Source organism: Lamprobacter modestohalophilus, assembly GCF_016583905.1.
GTDB lineage: Bacteria > Pseudomonadota > Gammaproteobacteria > Chromatiales > Chromatiaceae > Lamprobacter > Lamprobacter modestohalophilus.
Genome location: NZ_NRRY01000016.1, coordinates 15,801 through 32,797, shown reverse-complemented (window position 1 = coordinate 32,797; position 16,997 = coordinate 15,801). Strand labels below are relative to the sequence as shown.

General features: G+C 62.5%; 16 protein-coding genes. 10 read left to right on the top strand and 6 right to left on the bottom strand.

What is annotated here, in order from left to right; all coding sequences use genetic code 11:
• Positions 1 to 52 precede the first annotated feature (52 nt).
• A complete protein-coding gene (locus CKO42_RS11230; protein ID WP_200243767.1) occupies positions 53 to 1,465 on the bottom strand; it encodes an OprD family outer membrane porin in 1,413 nt (470 codons plus the stop codon).
• A 331-nt stretch (positions 1,466 to 1,796) separates the two neighbouring features.
• On the opposite strand from CKO42_RS11230, the gene CKO42_RS11225 reads away from it, so the two are divergent.
• From CKO42_RS11225 to CKO42_RS11195, 7 genes are all read left to right on the top strand, one after another.
• Entirely contained in the window at positions 1,797 to 2,795 is a 999-nt protein-coding gene (locus tag CKO42_RS11225; RefSeq protein WP_338034903.1) for a metal ABC transporter solute-binding protein, Zn/Mn family, read from the top strand.
• Positions 2,792 to 3,637, top strand: coding sequence for a metal ABC transporter ATP-binding protein (locus CKO42_RS11220; protein WP_200243754.1), 846 nt, complete (start codon positions 2,792 to 2,794; stop codon positions 3,635 to 3,637). The genes CKO42_RS11225 and CKO42_RS11220 overlap by 4 nt, the downstream gene beginning before the upstream one ends.
• Complete coding sequence (locus CKO42_RS11215; RefSeq protein WP_200243752.1) at positions 3,630 to 4,487, top strand: metal ABC transporter permease; 858 nt, start codon at positions 3,630 to 3,632, stop codon at positions 4,485 to 4,487. The genes CKO42_RS11220 and CKO42_RS11215 overlap by 8 nt, the downstream gene beginning before the upstream one ends.
• 1 nt (position 4,488) lies before the next feature.
• Positions 4,489 to 4,944 (top strand): transcriptional repressor, encoded by a 456-nt coding sequence (locus CKO42_RS11210; protein ID WP_200243751.1) that lies wholly within the window; start codon positions 4,489 to 4,491, stop codon positions 4,942 to 4,944.
• A 43-nt stretch (positions 4,945 to 4,987) separates the two neighbouring features.
• Positions 4,988 to 5,728, top strand: a complete 741-nt coding sequence (locus CKO42_RS11205; RefSeq protein ID WP_200243750.1) for a DUF2796 domain-containing protein — start codon at positions 4,988 to 4,990, stop codon at positions 5,726 to 5,728.
• Between the two features lie 117 nt (positions 5,729 to 5,845).
• Positions 5,846 to 6,715 carry an ATP-binding cassette domain-containing protein gene (locus CKO42_RS11200; protein ID WP_200243749.1) on the top strand — a complete coding sequence of 290 codons (870 nt, stop codon included), beginning with the start codon at positions 5,846 to 5,848 and terminating at the stop codon, positions 6,713 to 6,715.
• A gap of 25 nt (positions 6,716 to 6,740) precedes the next feature.
• On the top strand, positions 6,741 to 8,000 hold the full coding sequence (locus tag CKO42_RS11195; protein ID WP_200243747.1) for an ABC transporter permease: 1,260 nt from the start codon (positions 6,741 to 6,743) through the stop codon (positions 7,998 to 8,000).
• A gap of 226 nt (positions 8,001 to 8,226) precedes the next feature.
• On the opposite strand, the gene CKO42_RS27945 is transcribed toward CKO42_RS11195, so the two are convergent.
• The gene (locus CKO42_RS27945) at positions 8,227 to 8,352 is read right to left on the bottom strand and encodes a hypothetical protein (RefSeq protein ID WP_274608906.1); all 126 of its coding nucleotides are present in this window, start codon (positions 8,350 to 8,352) and stop codon (positions 8,227 to 8,229) included.
• Between CKO42_RS27945 and CKO42_RS11190 the strand changes: the two genes are divergently transcribed.
• From CKO42_RS11190 to CKO42_RS11180, 3 genes are read left to right on the top strand one after another with little or no spacing between them, the layout of a single operon-like run.
• Positions 8,342 to 8,902 (top strand): DUF3299 domain-containing protein, encoded by a 561-nt coding sequence (locus tag CKO42_RS11190; protein WP_242479312.1) that lies wholly within the window; start codon positions 8,342 to 8,344, stop codon positions 8,900 to 8,902. The two genes, CKO42_RS27945 and CKO42_RS11190, sit on opposite strands and share 11 nt — an antisense overlap.
• Positions 8,903 to 8,906: 4 nt before the next feature.
• Entirely contained in the window at positions 8,907 to 10,064 is a 1,158-nt protein-coding gene (locus CKO42_RS11185) for a YcjF family protein (protein WP_200243737.1), read from the top strand.
• Complete coding sequence (locus tag CKO42_RS11180; protein ID WP_200243734.1) at positions 10,061 to 11,863, top strand: GTPase; 1,803 nt, start codon at positions 10,061 to 10,063, stop codon at positions 11,861 to 11,863. Before CKO42_RS11185 ends, CKO42_RS11180 begins: the two co-directional genes overlap by 4 nt.
• A 122-nt stretch (positions 11,864 to 11,985) precedes the next feature.
• Here the strand turns inward: CKO42_RS11180 and CKO42_RS11175 are convergent, their stop codons facing one another.
• The 4 genes from CKO42_RS11175 to CKO42_RS11160 form a co-directional block, all read right to left on the bottom strand.
• Positions 11,986 to 13,836 carry an AAA family ATPase gene (locus CKO42_RS11175; RefSeq protein WP_200243731.1) on the bottom strand — a complete coding sequence of 617 codons (1,851 nt, stop codon included), beginning with the start codon at positions 13,834 to 13,836 and terminating at the stop codon, positions 11,986 to 11,988.
• 68 nt (positions 13,837 to 13,904) lie between these two features.
• Positions 13,905 to 14,381 carry a dihydroneopterin triphosphate diphosphatase gene (gene nudB / locus CKO42_RS11170; RefSeq protein WP_200243725.1) on the bottom strand — a complete coding sequence of 159 codons (477 nt, stop codon included), beginning with the start codon at positions 14,379 to 14,381 and terminating at the stop codon, positions 13,905 to 13,907.
• A 235-nt stretch (positions 14,382 to 14,616) separates the two neighbouring features.
• Positions 14,617 to 16,395 carry an aspartate--tRNA ligase gene (gene aspS, locus CKO42_RS11165; RefSeq protein WP_200243722.1) on the bottom strand — a complete coding sequence of 593 codons (1,779 nt, stop codon included), beginning with the start codon at positions 16,393 to 16,395 and terminating at the stop codon, positions 14,617 to 14,619.
• A 172-nt stretch (positions 16,396 to 16,567) separates the two neighbouring features.
• On the bottom strand, positions 16,568 to 16,930 hold the full coding sequence (locus CKO42_RS11160) for an FmdB family zinc ribbon protein (protein WP_200243720.1): 363 nt from the start codon (positions 16,928 to 16,930) through the stop codon (positions 16,568 to 16,570).
• Positions 16,931 to 16,997 lie beyond the last annotated feature (67 nt).

Sequence of the window (16,997 nt, the reverse complement as noted above, 5' to 3'; positions counted from 1 at the left end):
GGCGATGCCCCCCGGGGAGACCGAGTCGGCATCGCGCTGCGATCAGCGGGCTCTAGAAGCTATAGGTCGCAATCAGGCGCCAATGGCTCATGGTCGCATCGGCCTTGTTGCCAGTCACCGGATTGACGAAGCCATCGTATTCGCTGGTCCGGGCGACATAGAAGGTCCGGATCGTCAGCCCCTTGACCTGCTTCGGCTTGTAGGTCAGCACGAGATCCAGCTCGTCGGCATTCGAGGTTGGCACGGCCGCCGGGGTGACATTGGGCACGGCGCCGATGGTCTCGGATTTACCATAGTCGAAGTAGGCGGCCATGAAGCGCAGACCGGGGATGATCTCGTAGCTGGCACGCAGGCCCCAGGCATTGACGTCTTGGCGATAGGCATTGCGCGAGAAGATCGAGCTGGTGTAAGCGGGATCGCCACCGAAGGCGTTGAAGAATGCGGTATCTCCATCGGACTGGTTCCACATCACATGCGCAGTCCACTTCTTCTTCGGGCCGATCAGACCCGCCTTGAGGCCGAATAGGTTGTAGTCGAGGTTGCCATCGCCGAAGTTGGCCTGGATCGAGGGACCGCCTTGGATACCCTTGGTGCCGTCACCGACATCGTCCTGACGCAGATACTGGGCACCCAGATCGAGCTTCATCTTGCTCAACGGGATCTTGGCGTCGACATCGAAGTAGACGCTGTTGGAGATATCTTGGGTGTAGTAATTCCACAGCGACAGCTTGGTATGCGGTAGCCCCGCATAGCTGATACTGGCCACCGTGAGTCCACTGATATTCTCGGCCCGCGGACCCAATGCAATCTGCCCGAGATTGAAGAACTCGGCCTGGCCGAGACCAGACTGATTCGGCGCCTGCGCAACGCCCGCAGTCCCCGTGGCCTCGCCGATGAAGCCCCAGTCGGTCATTGCCCGAGTCCCGAAGGACATCTGCGTGATCTGCCCGAGCGAGATGTCGAGCCCCTCAATCGGCTTGGCGCCGGCGCGCAACGCGGTGTACGAGTTCGGCACCAGGTTGTAGGTGTTGGTGGTCAGGGGCGTATCGATCTGACCCCGGCCGCCAAAGGCATAGAGATGCTTGTTGCCAAAGGTGAGATTGACATTCGTGAGCTGGCCTTTCTGAGCACCCGTGTCATTCAGGAACATGCCGCGTGCGGTTCGCTCCTCGCCGACCTTTGGGTCAAAATCGGTGCTGCCGAAGATGTCGCCGTTTAGATACGCCGCCGTGTTGAAATTAAAGCCGTTCCAGCTTGGGCTTTTGTAGCTCAGCATCGCTGAATAGGCATTGCCACTGCTGGGGTCCCAGCCGTTGTCCTTGGCGGTGAGGATACTCATTGCGCGGATGCGCCCCTTGAGCTCGCCGTAGTCATTACCTTGGAACTTGAGCTCATAGGCTCCAGCCCCCGCACTGCCTAGGCCAACGGATAGCCCCATGGCCGCGATTCCAATCTGTCTTAGCATCGTCATCCTCCCATCTTCGTTATTAGTGGTCGTCGTTGTGTGTGCAGTCAGCAACAAACTTACTACAAAACTGCAACATTTGTATCAAAAAACGTCTGCTAACCCCCTGTTTTAACCAAAAACGAGTAACATTTTGACACGGGTCACAAACACAACAACGTTTCGCTACACACCCTAGGAGATCTCGCTTCAGGGGATCACGCTTCAGGGCATCACCCTTCAAGGGGTCGCTCTCCCAGACACAGATCGGTTGCGAAGGACAGATTCCGCACAACTGTTATAATGTTTCGAAAAATGCACGCTCATATCATTTGATGCCGAGGAGCCCGCCGTGCGCAGCCTAGCTTTGTGGTTCAGCCTTTTGATTGCCGCCGCCGGGCCAGCCTGGTCCATCGAAGAGCCAGCGCGGCTCAGGGTGTTCGCCAGCGTCCTTCCGATTCAGACCTTCGTCAAAGCGGTCGGCGGCGAGCGAGTCACGACTGAAGTCATGGTGCTACCAGGACACAGCCCAGCGACCTACGACCCGAGCCCGAAGCAGGTTGCCGCGCTTGCTGAGGCAGACCTCTATATCCGCGTCGGCGTGCCGTTCGAGACGGCCTGGATGAAACGCATCCAAACTGCAAATCCTGACATGCCCATCTTGGATCTGCGCGACGGCCTCCGGCTGCGCAGCCAAGAAGCACACGATCATGCGCATGAGCATGAGCAGAATGCTGTTAGCACTCAGCAGCACGCGCAGGAGCGAATGGCCGATGCGTCCAGCGAATCGGCGGCGGCGAAGGAGATGGAGATGGACCCACACATCTGGACCAGCCCGCTGCTGGCGCGCAAGATGGCGATTGCGATCCGCGACCGTCTGACCGCGCTCGACCCAGCGGGAGCCGAGCTGTACGCCGAAAACCAACAACGCTTCGACGCTGAGCTGCTAAACCTGCACCAGAGCATCCAAAGCCGCCTCGCCGGACTCGGCAACCGCACATTCCTGGTCTATCACCCGGCCTGGGGCTACTTCGCCGATACCTATAAGCTGCAACAAATCCCGATCGAACGCGCCGGCAAGGAGCCCGGACCACGGCGGCTCTCGGCCCTGATTGCACAGGCCCAGGACACCGGCACTCGCGCCATCTTCGTGCAACCGGAGTTCGACCAACGCACGGCCCAGCAGATCGCCCGCAGCATCAACGGACGCGTTGAGGCGGTGACGCCACTGGCAGCCGATTACATGGATAACTTACAGCGCTTTGCGGCAATCCTTGCCGACGCGAACAGCGTCTCTGAAGCCAAGGTTCCCGAGACCGGGAATCTCGATCCGTCGGCAGATGCCCAATGAGCACAGTCGCGACAGCCGTCATCGAGATTGAGCAGGCCAGCTTCGCCTATGGCGGTATCCCGGTTCTGGAGGATGTCAGTTTGCGCGTCGAAGCCGGCGAGTTCCTCGGCTTGGTCGGCCCAAACGCAGGCGGCAAGAGTACCCTGCTAAAGCTGGTGCTCGGGCTGCTGCGCCCGCAGCAGGGCCGCATCAGCGTGCTCGGTCGCTCGCCCAAGCAGGCCCGGCGCCACCTGGGCTATGTGCCGCAATATCCGGCTTTCCCGCGCGACTTCCCGATCCAGGTGCTCGATGTCGTCCTCATGGGACGGCTTGGGCTAGGCCGAGGGCTCAGCAGCCGCTTCGGCGCCTGGCGCCAACGCGACCGGGAGATCGCACGACAGACGCTGATCGAGGTTGAGGCCGGTGAGCTCGCGGCGCAGCCCATCGGCGCTTTGTCCGGTGGCCAACTGCAGCGGGTGCTGCTCGCCCGGGCGCTGGTGGGCGAGCCCGAGATCCTGATCCTCGATGAGCCAACCGCCAACATCGACCATCGCCTTGAGGGTGAGATCTTCGAGCTGCTCGCCCAACTGAACAAACAGCTCACGATCGTTGTCGTCTCACACGACATCGGTTTTATCTCGAGCTACGTCAGCCGCGTGGCCTGCCTGAATCGAACCCTCATCTGCCATCGCACCGAGGCCATCGATGGCAACCTGATCAATGAGCTCTATGGCGAGCGGGTGCGATTGATCAATCATCATCACGGAGATGCCCAGACTGACCTGAGTGCTGCTGCCGCCGCAGACAGTAAAGAGCCCCAGACCTCCCTGCATCCTCCTCAGGAGCACCCTGTGCATGGCTGAGTTTTTCACCGCACTGCTCGAACATAGCTTCCTGCAACAGGCCCTGATCGCTGGCTTGCTCGCAAGCATCGGTTGCGGGCTGATCGGTCCTTTTGTCGTCGTCAAGCGCATCACCTTTCTTGCTGGGGGCATCGCCCATTCGGTGCTCGCTGGCATGGGCGCGGCAGTCTTCTACGGCTTCGACCCGCTGAGCGGCGCGCTCGCGGCAGCGGTCGTCGCTGCGCTGCTGATCGGCTGGGTTCGTCTACGATGGCGCACTGGTGAAGACACCGCAATCGGCGCGCTCTGGGCGATCGGCATGGCGGTTGGCATCCTCTTCGTCTCGCAGACGCCCGGCTATGCCACGGATCTGATGAGCTTCCTCTTCGGCAACATCCTCTTGGTGCCGACACGAGAGCTCTGGTTCATGGCCGTGCTGGACTTCGTCTTGTTCGTCAGCGTTGCGCTGTTCTATCGGCAGTTCGTTGCCGTCGCCTTCGATGAAGAGTTCGCCCGTTTGCGCGCCGTGCCCGTCGACCTGTTCTATCTGCTGCTGCTGGTGCTGGTGGCGGTGACGGTGGTCTTGATGATCCAGGTGGTTGGGCTGATCCTGGTCATCGCACTGCTCACGCTTCCAGCAGCCACCGCCGGGCAGTGGACAGGCACACTGGCTGGCATGATGATGGGCGCGACCCTGCTCGGCGCCTTGCTGACGACCGGCGGCTTGGCGCTGTCTTATGCGCCAGATATCCCAACTGGCCCAACCATCATCTTGCTCGCTGGCGCGCTCTATCTGTTGTCAGCAATCAGCGCCGGTCTTCGCGCCAAACGCCGTGCCGAGAAGGCCGTGCGGTCAATCACCAGAGGCTGAGATGGACGAAGAGACCCTGCAAGCCGCCCTCAATACCGCCGACGTTCTCTGTGCGCAGCGAGGTGTTCGCTTTACCGCTCAGCGGCGCCGCGTGTTGGAGTTGGTCTGTCGCGCAGAACGCCCAGTCGGCGCCTACGAGATCCTCGGCCAGCTGCACACAGGCGCGACCGCAGCGCCGCCGACGGTCTACCGGGCGCTCGATTTCTTGCTCGAACAGGGCTTTGTGCACAAGCTCGAGACCCTGCACGCGTTCATTGGATGCACGCATCCGGAGCATCCGCATGCCAGCCAATTCTTGATCTGTGCCGACTGCGGGCGCGTCAAAGAGCTCGAGAGCGAAGCGGTTGCTGGGTGCCTGCGCTCGGCGGCGCAGGAGACCGGATTCCACCCCAAGCGCCCGGTGATCGAGGTCCTCGGCACCTGTGCGCAGTGCACCCACAAGGCTAAGAAGGTCTGAGGAGTATCCAATGCCGAGATCGATCAAGAGACCCTTAACATCCTTGCCCTTAACAGTCTTGCCCTTTGCAGCCTTGCTCTGCGCGCTCGCACTTGGCCCTCTGGGCTTGAGCAGCAGTCTCGCCCATAACGAAGACGAGCACTACCGGCAACAAGGTGCACATGTCCACGGCGTCGGTCAGCTCAATGTCGCGGTCGATGGCAGTGCCCTGCTGGTCGAGCTGATCAGCCCAGCGATGGACTTGGTTGGCTTCGAGCATGCACCGAGAAACGAGGCTCAGCGCACCGCAGTCGCCGAAGCAAGGTCCCGGCTCGAGCAGGGGGATCAGCTCTTCGCGCCGAGCGCGGTGGCGGACTGTAGCCTGCAGTCCGCCGAGATCGATTTCGACCTGGGGACCGGTGTAAGCGAAGATCATGCACCAGCCCAGCACCGGGATCAGCACCGGTGGCAAGGGCAAGGGCAAGGGCAGGATCATACATCGGCCCAGCATGATCTCGAGCAGGAGCAGGAGCAGGAGCAGGAACATGAGCATGAGCACGAGCACGAGCACGAGCACGAGCACGAGCACGAGCACGAGCACGCCGATGATCATGGCCACGAGTCGCATGCCGATGTCTACGCTAGCTATGTCTTCGACTGCCGTCAGCCACTCAAGCTCAAAGCGCTCTCAATCGGCTACTTTCCTGCCTTTCCGCGCGCAGAGAAGCTTCAAGTCCAGCTGATCTCAGAGACTCAGCAAACAGCCATCGAGCTGACTCGAACCGATCAGCGCCTGGACTTCTGAGACGATGGAACCGAAACCCTCAGCAAGCCGCCATGCGTTCGCTCGCTGGACGCGCAAGAGCAGCCCATTCAGGCCAGCCAGCCCAGGCAGGTCAGTCTCCAACAAGACCCACCCGTCATGACTCCGGTAATCAGGTTGCATGAGCTGCGCTTTCGTTGGCGTGCGCAGGGACCGGACATCCTGGCGATCGACGCACTCGAGGTCACCGCTGGCGAGCGCCTGTTCGTCGAGGGCCCAAGCGGCAGCGGCAAGAGCACGCTGCTCGGCCTCCTTGCCGGCGTCAACCCGCCGCAGCAGGGGCGCATCGAGGTGCTGGGCCAACCATTGGATCAGCTCAGCCCAGCAGCGCGTGACCGCTTCCGCGCCGACCATATCGGTTACATCTTCCAGCTGTTTAATCTGATCCCCTATCTCGGCATCATTGATAACGTGACCTTGCCGGCGCGTTTCTCGCACCGCCGCCGCCAGCGAGCCTTGGCTCGCTCGCCAAGCCTGGCCGCCGAGGCTAAGCGCCTGCTCGCCCATCTAGACCTCGACCAACCAGGCCTGCTGCGACAGCCGGTCAGCGAGCTCAGTATCGGCCAGCAGCAACGGGTCGCTGCGGCGCGGGCGCTGCTCGGCTCGCCGGAGCTGTTGATCGCCGACGAGCCAACCTCCTCGCTCGACACCGATCGCCGCCGCGCCTTCATCGAGCTGCTGTTCGCTGAATGCGCCGAGATGGGCTCAACGCTGGTCTTCGTCAGCCACGACGCCAGTCTCGAGGGGCTGTTTGATCGAACCCTGCGGCTGCCAGAACTGAATCGGGCGGTCGATCACCCATTAGCGCCGATGCCGCGCTCGGCGCCAGAGCCTGTCGTTGCGGCTGAGGTGACAGCGCCATCGGCAACCACAACAGCGGCGAGAGCAGCAGCGGCAACAACGGCGGCGACAGCAGCAGCGCCAGGGATGCAAGCGGGCCAGCCCGAACAGCAACCGCCAAGACCCTGATCAGGGCAACGCACCACACCAGCCTATGGCCATCCTCCGACTCGCCCTGCAAAGCCTGCTCAATCGCCGCTTCACGGCCCTGCTGACGCTGCTCTCGATCGCACTCAGCGTCTCGCTGCTTCTCGGTGTCGAGCGCATCCGCACCGAGGCCCGAGCCAGCTTTGCCAACACCCTCTCTGGCACTGACCTCATCGTTGGCGCGCGCAGCGGACCGGTGCAGCTGATGCTGTACTCGGTGTTTCGGATCGGTAACGCCACCAACAATCTTTCTTGGCAGAGCTATCAAGCGATCGCCGCAATGCCGCGCGTGGCCTGGACAGTGCCGATCTCGCTCGGCGATTCGCATCGCGGCTTTCCGGTGTTGGGAACCAGCAGCGCCTATTTCGACCACTATCGCTACGGCCGCGACAAGCCACTGGTGCTGGCCAAAGGCGAGCGCTTCGCTGATCTCTACGACGCCGTGCTCGGCGCCGAGGTCGCGACCCAACTCGGCTACCGGCTCGGCGACGAGATCGTCATCGCCCACGGCGCCGGCGATGTGAGCTTTGCTCGCCACGAGGACAAGCCGTTTCGGGTCGTCGGCATCCTCGAGCGCACCGGCACACCGGTCGATCGTAGCGTCCATGTCAGCCTGGAGGCGATCGAGGCCATCCATCTCGGCTGGGAGGGTGGCGCGCCGATGCGGGGCATTGAGATCGACGCTGAGCGGGCGCGCCGCATGGATCTCACGCCGAAGGCGATCACCGCGGTGCTGGTCGGACTCGATTCACGCATCGCCACCTTTGCGCTGCAGCGCCGCATCAACGACTATCCACAGGAGCCCTTACTCGCGGTGCTGCCCGGAGTCGCGCTCTCTGAACTCTGGTCGGTGATCGGGCTGGCCGAGAATGCACTGCTGGTGGTTTCCGCCTTCGTCGTTCTGGTCGGCCTGATTGGCATGCTGACGGCGCTGCTGATTGGGCTCGAGGGCCGCCGACGCGAGCTGGCGATCCTCCGTTCGCTCGGGGCGCGACCGGCACAGATCCTCGGGCTCATCATCGGCGAGGCCTTGCTGCTGACGCTGCTCGGCATCCTGACTGGCGTCGTCCTACTGTTGACCCTGTTCGCGCTCGGTCAGCCGCTGATCGAGGCTCGGCTCGGCTTGCAGCTCGGTCTCGGCCTGCCCAAGCTGCGCGAGTGGCTGCTACTGGCTGCAGTCGTTGCAACCGGCCTGCTGGTTGGGCTGATCCCTGGCTGGCGTGCTTACCGAATCTCACTGAGCAGCGGACTCGCATTGCGACTCTGAGCTTTTTTGCCCGACTTCCATTCGCTTTACCCGAGGAAGGCCCTGCTATGATTCGCTCACTGTTTCCAAGCCAACACCTAGCCTGGCATCCTGTCATGCAACCTGCCCAGCGCCCGGACCAACACCTAGCCCAGCATCGCCCAGCTCGCATCCAAGCCCAAGCTCAAGCTCAAGCTCAAGCTCAAGCTCAAGTTCAAGCCCAAGCTCAGAGCCAGCATCCAACGGCTCACACCTCGGCGAACACCGCCGCTGCCAACAGGGCAAGGGGCAAGATCGCCCAACAGATGCCAACGTCACGCGCCTGGCTCAGTTTGCCGCGCTCAGCGCGACTGATCGGTTGCTTGTCGATCATCCTGCCTCTTCTGCTCCTGAGCGGCTGCGGTGACGATGACCGCGACGAGGGCCTCAGCAAAGAGGAGCTAGCGCTTGAAGCTCCGGATGGCAGCGCCGTCGAGATCTCCTGGGACGACCTCATCCCCGCCGATTGGCAGCCAGAGGCACTGATGGAAGAGTACGACGCCGAGAACCTGAGCGACGAAGATCCGCGTGCGCAGGAACTGATGGACAAGCTCAAGGCGCTCTGGGCTGAGGCGCCAGTGGTCGAGGCGCTGAATGATCGTCTGGTGCGCCTGCCCGGCTTCGTCGTCCCTTTGGAGAACGATGAAGACAGCATCAGCGAATTTCTACTGGTGCCCTATTTCGGCGCCTGTATCCATGTTCCACCGCCGCCCGCAAACCAGACCATCCTGGTGACCACACCGGCGGACCAGCCTTATGTCGGCGCGCTCTTCGACACCGTCTGGGTCGAAGGCCGCATGCACGTCGAGCCCTTCAGGGACGAGCTTGGCGATGCCGGCTATCGGATCGAAGCGGCCGGGGTCAGCCTGTACGAGGAGCTTTGATCGGATGAAGCAGAGCAGGCGCATCGCCCAGGCCCAAGCTTGGGCCTGGGCCGAGGCACCCACCATCTGGCTGCTTGGCAAGACCCAAGCCGGTAAGACCAGCATCGTCGCCGAACTCGTCGGCCGGGCGCATGACCAGATCGGCAACGGCTTCGTGCCGATGACCAAGGAGCTGCGCCTGTACGCCTTCCCCGAGGAGCGCCCGGTGCTGCGCTTTCTCGACACCCGCGGCCTGAGTGATGTCGCCGATGATGATCCGGCAGCCGATCTCCACCACGCCAGTACCCAAGCGCAAGTGATCATGGTCGTGGCGCGGGTCGACGACTTGGCGCTGGAAGACGTGCTCGCGGTCCTCAAGCCGCTGCGCGCCGAGCATCCCGACTGGCCGGTGCTGGTCGCGCAAACCTGCCTGCATCATGGCTATCGCCGTCAAGACCGCCACCTGCTGCCCTATCCCTTCACTGGCGACGACAACGATTGGGCGCTGCCCGGTCTGCCCGATGAACTCCGGCAGTCCATGCTGGCGCAGCGGCAACTGTTCGCCGATCTGCCCGGTCATCATCCGCCGCTGTTCGTGCCGCTGGATTTCACGCGACCGGAACAGGCGCTGCCACCCAGCGACTATGGTGCCCAACGCCTGTGGGAGGTGCTGGAGCAGGTCTTGCCGGAAACGGTGATGCGCCTGCGCGCGTCGGTCAACCTGTCGCAGGCGGAGCAGGTGCGCACCAAGGTGATGCTGCCTTGGACGATGGCGGCGGTGGCGGCCAACTCGGTCCCGGTGCCGATCATCGGCGGCTTGGGCTCGGCCAGTCTGCAAGCCACAATGGTCAATCAGATCGCCCGCCGCTATGGGCAGCCGGCAACGCGCGATCAATGGAGCGAGCTGGTCGCCGCGCTGGGCACCGGCTTCGTGCTCGGTTTCGGCGGCCGTTGGCTTGTCCAGCAGGGGCTGAAGCTCGGGCTGGGCTGGGGTACTGCAGTGGTGGCCGCCTGGACCTTCGCCATCACCTGGGCAATTGGCGAGGCGGCGCTGTATTACTTCAGCGAGCGCGCGGCCGGGCGCGAACCGGATCATGAGGTGCTGCGCGAGCGTTACCAGCAGGCCTTGCGAGATGCGCGTCGGCGTTATGAAGAGCGCAAGGACAAGGAACAAGGACGTTGAAACGCTTGCAACAGCTAAAACAGATTACCCACAGTCTTCGAGCCTATTGGCGCGAGCTACTGGTGATCGTTCTGGTGCCGGCGCCCTTCCTGCTGATGCTCCCGCTGGGGCTGGCGTTTCTCTGGCAGCAGGGCTGGTTCTGGTATTGGCCGATCAGCCTCGTGGCGCTTACCCTGATCCCGCTGGTCTTGGTGCGGCATGGCTGGGGAACACGCGCGACTAAAGTTCGCGCGCATGAGAGACAGGCGCATGAGATCCGGGTCGCGCCCGGCAATCCGCATGCCGCGCCGGGCGAGCAACAAGCGCGCGTCGAACTCGAGCGGATTGTCGCCGAGGCCAGGGCGGAGGATCTGCAAACAGCGGAGACGATTCGCGATCTGCTGTTGCGCACCGTCAACGCCGTTGCCTTCGCCTATACGCCGGAAGGCGCACAAGCGCTGCAACAAGCCAGAGAGCAAGCCGAAAAGCAGGCCGAAAAGCGGGCCGAAAAGCGGGCCGAAAAGCAGGCCCGTAAACAAGCGAGCGAGCCGACGGACGAATCCGACTCGGCGGGCGAGCCAACGAGCAACAATGCAAGCGACAAAGCAAGCGACAAAGCAAGCGACACGGCAAGCGACACGGCGAGCGACACGACGGACGAGCCAACGAGCGACAAGGCGAGCGACCCGGGGGACGAACAACTCGCCCTAGGGTTCTCAAAAGCCGCGCTGCGCTTCACACTCGCGGAAGTGTTGCTGATGAATGAGGAGCTTGCGCGTGCGTTGCGCGAGGCCTTGACCCGAAATTTCCCGGTGATGCGCCACATCAAGGTCGGTTTGATGCTGGATGTCTATCAAACCGGCAACAGTACCCTGCCGCCGTTGTTGGGACTGGCACGGGCGTTACGCTGGGTCAACCCGCTCTCGGCCATCCTCTACGAGGTGCGGGGGTTGGCTGTCTCCAAGGCCGTGAACGTGCTCGGCACGGCGGCCAAGGCGCGGATTGCGGCGATTCTCGCGCGCGAGGTCGGCGAGGTGTTCATCCGTCTCTATGCCGGCCATTACCGACGCCGCGCCGATGAGCTGCTCGCGACCACGCCGCGCGCCAAGTCGCCACAAGCGCCCGCGCCCTTGACCATTGTGCTGGCCGGCCAACGCAATGTGGGCAAATCCAGCCTGCTGAACGCGCTGCTGGGTATCGCCCAGGTGCCGATTGGTTTGACGCGGCCTTCGGAGACCTTTGTCCACTATCATCTCGAACAGCCCAGCGTCGGCGATCTGGTGTTGGTGGACAGCCCGGGATTGGAGCAGATGCCGCGCGAGTCCTGGCTGAAACAGATACGCGAGAGCGATCTGATCCTCTGGGTAACAGCGGCCAACCGGGCCGATCGTGCCGCCGATCAGCGCGGCCTCGCGGCCCTGCGCGCCCTGACCACCAGTGATCCGCGTCTGAGTGCCATCCCGCTGGTGCTGGTCGCGACCCAGGCCGATCGACTCGACCCACCACTAGAGTGGTCACCACCCTACGATCCAATCACCGGGGTACGACCGAAGGAGGCCAACATGCGTGCGGCGCTGGAGGCTGCCGCGCAAGCCCTGACGATCCCCGCTGCACGAAGCGTGATTGTTGCCGTCCCACCAGACGAGCCGCCGTGGAATCTGGATGGCTTATGGGCAACTGTCGCCGCGGCCTTGCCCGCCGCTCGACAAAAACAGCTCGAGCGCGGCCTGAGCGAGGAAGGCTGGTTCAAATGGGTCGTTGATGGTGTTCGCACCGTGCCGGGCGCCCTGCGCCAGATAGGCGCATTGATCAAGCGTTGATATGGATTGCCTTGCCTTGCCTTTCCTTGGATTTCCTTGGATTGGATTGACTTGGCTTTCCTTGCATCGTCGATACAAGCAACAAATGCTGCGCAGTCATGCTACGCGGCTAACACATCGAATCAAGACAGCTGCCGCCAGACCAGGCGCTCAAAGCCCAGCGCGACCAACGCAAAGGCGCGCAGATCGCTGAGTCCATGACGTTGGATGAGGGTGCCGCCATAGTCACGCGCCTGCGCGGCGGCCTCATCCAGCTTGGCGGCAACCGCTGGCCGCTCGGCAAGTGCCTCGCGCGATTCGGCACGCACCTGCTCGCCGCTCAACCCAAGGTCTTTCAGGCTCAGATACTTGAACTCGAGTAGCAGGTCCAAGGCCGCAAACCGTCGCATATCAGGCCTCACGATCAACGCTAGATCGGCGTAACCGCGCTCGGTCTCGAGTTCGGAGACGACCATGTAGAGCCGATCCTCGAACAGCAGGGTCAGGAAGGCGAACTTGACCAGTCGCTCGTTGCTCCAGCGGTAGTCGCGGTTGGAGAGCACACCGAAGTAGCGTTGCTCGATGAAGTCGCACAGCGGCGCCAGGTCGGCGCCCTGCCCAAGCGCACGGACCAGCGCGGGCAGCTCGGAGCGCAGCTGAGGATCAGGCAGCCAGCGCTCGCGCAAACGCTCGACGTAGAGCGCGCGGGCCACCAGGTTGGGGATGCGCAGCTGGTTTTCGTTGAACCCTGTGAGACCGCCCAGCGTGAGGATGCCGAAAAAATACAACAGCGAGGCCATGAACGACTGGTCCTTAACCGCAGCCAGCACATCGGCGATGCCAAAGCGTTGTGTCAGCCCGGGGATCACGACCTGATCATCGCCACTGAGGGCGGCGACCAACAAGGCTTCACCACCGGGCAGTGCGGCAATGTAGCTGAGCTTGTTGCGGTCCATTGCCAGGTTGTCATCGAGCAGCTGGCGCGGCGGTTGCCGTCGGCGCTGCAGGGCTTTGAGAAAGTAGAGGCTCAGGGTCGGGTTGTAGAGGCGCTCATCGGCCTCTTCGCTGAAGCGGTAGCCGTTGTAGAAGGTGCGCATGGTCGTCAGTGCTTGCGCAGTTGACCAGGTCGCAGCGTTGCTGTTGGCGGTCGCTGCGGTTGTGGCCTCGGTCTGCGCGCTCGTGACGGCACTGGATGCAGGCGCCACCTCGTTTGCAAGCCGCTCGAGCAAGGCAGCGATCTCGGCCTCGGTAAAGCCGCAGAGGTCATTGAAGTCGGGTTGAAGATCGATATGCTCGGCGACGTTGTAGCCGCTGGTCATATCGCCTAAGACGACTGGCGAGACGCCGGTGATAAACACACGATCCAGTCCCATGCCACCGGCAGCGGCCTTGACCGCCTTGAAGACGGTCTTGAGCAGACCCTCGCCGTAGAGGAGTGACTCATAGCGCGACTGGCTGCCGTCGCGCTCGGCCATCAGCACCTCGTTGGCGAAGTTGTCGTATTCGTCGATGAGCAGATAGAGCCGGTGCGGGGTCTGCTGCACCACGCTGAGCACTGAGCGCCAGGAGGACAGGGCATTGTCGGGATCGATCTCGATCGGGCTCGGCAAGAAGTGCCCGCGGTAGTGCGCGATGAAGGCCTTGACGCAGTCGTTGAGGTGGTCGTGCAGAGCCTGTTCGATATCACCGACCTCGCCGTGCGCAGACACCAGCGAGAAGTCCCACTTCATGATGTAGAACTGGTTGTGCAGCGGTGTCGGCGCCTGACCGATTTTGAGATCGCCGAACAGCGACTCGAACTCGTCTGCACGTCTCAGATCATAGTAGTGCTCGAGCATCGACAGCAGCAGGCTTTTGCCGAAGCGCCTCGGGCGCAGGAAGATCAGCTGATCGCCGGCATCTTCCAATTGCGCGATGCGGTGGCTGCGATCCTGGTACCAATAGCCTTCCCGCCTCAGCTTGCCGAAGTTGCTTAAGCCGTAGGGAAATTTCATGCGTTCCGAGCCGATCGCTATGCTCGATCACGGTGCTTGATCGGGGCTCTGCATCTTTGTGTCATCTTTTAGGCCGCGTTGAAGGCAATGGCGTCGCGCTGGCAAAGCATCGCTAACAGCCGCATCGCCTCACGATTGGTCCAGGAGCCAGCCAGCTCCAAGGCCTTTTCGAGCGGCAGCCAAAGCACATCGCTGTGCTCCGCGGGGTTGATGCGGATGTGCCGTCGGTACGGCAGCCGCAGCGCGTACCAGTGCTCGCGGTTGAAGCAGATGCCCCGTGCATAGCGTTGGCGCCACGGCTGGATGATCGGGAACAGGCGCGATTGGCGCAGATTGATCAGACCGGAGGCGCCGAGCAGCCCGGTCTCCTCCTTCAGCTCGCGCAGCGCGGCATTGCGCGGCGACTCACCCGGCATCAGGCTGCCGGTCACCGACTGCCAGAAGCCGCTCGGCTTGACGCGATTGAGCAGCATGAACTCACCGGCGGTATTGAACACCACCACCAAGACTGAGATCGGACGTTTCAAGGTCTCTTTCGCGCTCATGGCCGGTTGCTCTCACACCGTTGAAGGCGGTCAATTTAGGCGATTGCCACACAGATCCTTCCGTCTTCTCTCCCTGTGCACCGGGGTCGATCCGTGGTGCAGATCCATGCATCGATTGGAGATCCTAGAGATCTCCCCTTGGCCGAGGCTCATCGGCCTTCAACAAGACCGATCGAGCGCTTTCACCGGCAGCGCGATCTGGTTGACTGCGCAAGCAGCGTACCGAGACCGAGCCTCAAGCCCGCAGCTTGATCCGCAGCGCCAGTTCCTTGAGCTGGGCCTCGTCCACCGCCGATGGCGCATCGGTGAGCAGACAGGAGGCGGTCTGCGTCTTCGGGAACGCCATCACATCGCGGATCGAGTGGCTGCCGGTCATCAGCATCACCAGCCGGTCGAGCCCGAAGGCGATGCCGCCGTGCGGCGGGCAGCCGTACTTGAGCGCATTGAGCAGGAAGCCAAAGCGGTCGTTGGCATCCTCATCGCTGATCTTCAGTAGCCGGAAGATGCTGCGCTGTATGTCTTCGCGATGGATACGGATCGAGCCGCCACCCAGCTCGGTGCCGTTGAGCACCAGGTCATAGGCGCGTGACAGGCAGGCGCCCGGATCGGTCTCGAGGCTGTCGAGCTGGTCTTCCTTCGGCGCCGTGAACGGATGGTGCAGCGCGGTCCAGCGGCCGGTGTGTGGCTCCTTCTCGAACATCGGAAAGTCGACTACCCAGAGCGGCTGCCAATCGCCCTCGAGCAGGCCGCGATCATGGCCGAGCTTGACCCGCAGTGCGCCGAGCGCCTCATTGACCACCGTCGCCTTATCGGCACCGAAGAACACCAGATCGCCGTCTTCAGCGCCGGTGCGCGCCATGATGCCCTCAACCGCGCTGTCGGGCAGGAACTTGAGGATCGGCGATTGCAGCCCTTCCCTACCCTGCGCGTTCCAGTCGTTGACCTTGATGTAGGCCAGCCCCTTGGCGCCATAGATACCGACGAACTTGGTGTATTCATCGATCTCCTTGCGCGTCAGCTCGCTGCCCTTGGGCAGACGCAGCGCTGCAACGCGGCCCTCTGGATCAGCCGCCGGACCAGCGAAGACCTTGAACTCGACCTCGCCCATCAGATCGGCGACATCGATCAGTTCGAGTGGCACGCGCAGGTCGGGCCGATCGGAGCCATAGCGGCGCATCGCCTCGGCATAGGTCATGCGCGGGAACGGATCGGGCAGATCGACCTCGAGCACGCTCTTGAACAACTCGCGCACCATCTGCTCCATCAGCACCGTGAGCTGATCCTCATCCATAAATGACATCTCGATGTCGAGCTGGGTGAACTCGGGCTGACGATCAGCGCGAAGGTCCTCATCACGGAAGCAGCGCGCGATCTGATAGTAGCGATCCATCCCCGACATCATCAGCAGCTGCTTGAACAGCTGCGGCGACTGCGGCAGCGCATAGAACTCGCCTGGATGCACCCGGCTCGGTACTAGATAGTCGCGCGCGCCCTCGGGGGTCGACTTGGTCAGGATCGGCGTCTCGATGTCGAGAAAACCCTCGGCATCGAGGAAGTTGCGCAGGGTCTGGGTGATGCGGCTGCGTAGGCGCAGGCGATCTTGCATCTCCGGGCGGCGCAGGTCGATGTAGCGATAACGCAGCCGAACCTCCTCTGAGGTGTCGGCGCCATGCTCATCGAGCTGGAATGGGGGCGTCTCGGCCGCGTTCAGCACCTGTAGCGACAGGCCGAGCACCTCGACCTCGCCGGTCGGCAGATCCGGGTTCTCGGTGCCCTCGGGCCGACTGCGCACGCGGCCAGTGACGGCAAGCACGTACTCGCTACGGACCTGCTCGGCGAGCGCAAAGATCTCGGCGCGGTCCGGGTCGAAAACGACCTGGACCAGACCGCTACGATCGCGCAGGTCGATAAAGATCACACCGCCGTGATCGCGCCGGCGATGAACCCAACCGCAGAGGCTGACCTCACGGTCGATGAGCCCACTCTCAAGCTCACCGCAATAATGACTGCGCATAGCGTCCGATCCCCGTTAACTGCCTGCCAACCGGTGAGCCCAGCCAGCGGAATGCGGGCGGTGAACACCGCCCGAAAAAACCGAACAAGATAACGGCACCCGAACCCCTACGCAAGCAAGGGTTCAGGCGTGCAACTAGGCGGCCGTCGTGATTCGGTTTTCAGACGGCTAATCAGGAGCCAGCCGCCGCCGCTTTCGGCTTCGGCGATTCCTTTGCTACGGGCTTAGCCGCCGGTGCATCAGACTGAGTCTTGGGTTTCGCATCCGCGGCTGGCTTCTCTTTGGGCTTATCAGCCGCAGACTTATCCTTGCTCGGCTCCGCATCCTGATGCAGATTCTTGCGTTTATCTTTGTCCTTCTTGAAGTCGGTCTCGTACCAACCACTGCCCTTGAGCCGAAAAGCGGCGGCCGTGATCTGTTTGGTCAAGGCCGAGGCACCACAAGCCGGGCAATCGGTCAACGGCGGATCACTGATCTTCTGCAGTGCATCCAGCTCGTGGCCGCATTCTTCGCAGCGATACGCGTAGATAGGCATGATCTCACTCACCAAGCAACGGAGGTATAACCGCGCGAGTATGGGGTTTTGGAGCCGATTTTCAAAG

Bases quoted from the DNA above. Each gene is read 5' to 3' on its own strand.
- CKO42_RS11230 (WP_200243767.1), bottom strand. From the start codon at position 1,465: ATGCTAAGACAGATTGGAATCGCGGCCATGGGGCTATCCGTTGGCCTA.
- CKO42_RS11220 (WP_200243754.1), top strand. From the start codon at position 2,792: ATGAGCACAGTCGCGACAGCCGTCATCGAGATTGAGCAGGCCAGCTTC.
- CKO42_RS11215 (WP_200243752.1), top strand. From the start codon at position 3,630: ATGGCTGAGTTTTTCACCGCACTGCTCGAACATAGCTTCCTGCAACAG.
- CKO42_RS11210 (WP_200243751.1), top strand. From the start codon at position 4,489: ATGGACGAAGAGACCCTGCAAGCCGCCCTCAATACCGCCGACGTTCTC.
- CKO42_RS11200 (WP_200243749.1), top strand. From the start codon at position 5,846: ATGACTCCGGTAATCAGGTTGCATGAGCTGCGCTTTCGTTGGCGTGCG.
- CKO42_RS11195 (WP_200243747.1), top strand. From the start codon at position 6,741: ATGGCCATCCTCCGACTCGCCCTGCAAAGCCTGCTCAATCGCCGCTTC.
- CKO42_RS27945 (WP_274608906.1), bottom strand. From the start codon at position 8,352: ATGATCGACAAGCAACCGATCAGTCGCGCTGAGCGCGGCAAACTGAGC.
- CKO42_RS11185 (WP_200243737.1), top strand. From the start codon at position 8,907: ATGAAGCAGAGCAGGCGCATCGCCCAGGCCCAAGCTTGGGCCTGGGCC.
- CKO42_RS11175 (WP_200243731.1), bottom strand. From the start codon at position 13,836: ATGAAATTTCCCTACGGCTTAAGCAACTTCGGCAAGCTGAGGCGGGAA.
- nudB (WP_200243725.1), bottom strand. From the start codon at position 14,381: ATGAGCGCGAAAGAGACCTTGAAACGTCCGATCTCAGTCTTGGTGGTG.
- aspS (WP_200243722.1), bottom strand. From the start codon at position 16,395: ATGCGCAGTCATTATTGCGGTGAGCTTGAGAGTGGGCTCATCGACCGT.
- CKO42_RS11160 (WP_200243720.1), bottom strand. From the start codon at position 16,930: ATGCCTATCTACGCGTATCGCTGCGAAGAATGCGGCCACGAGCTGGAT.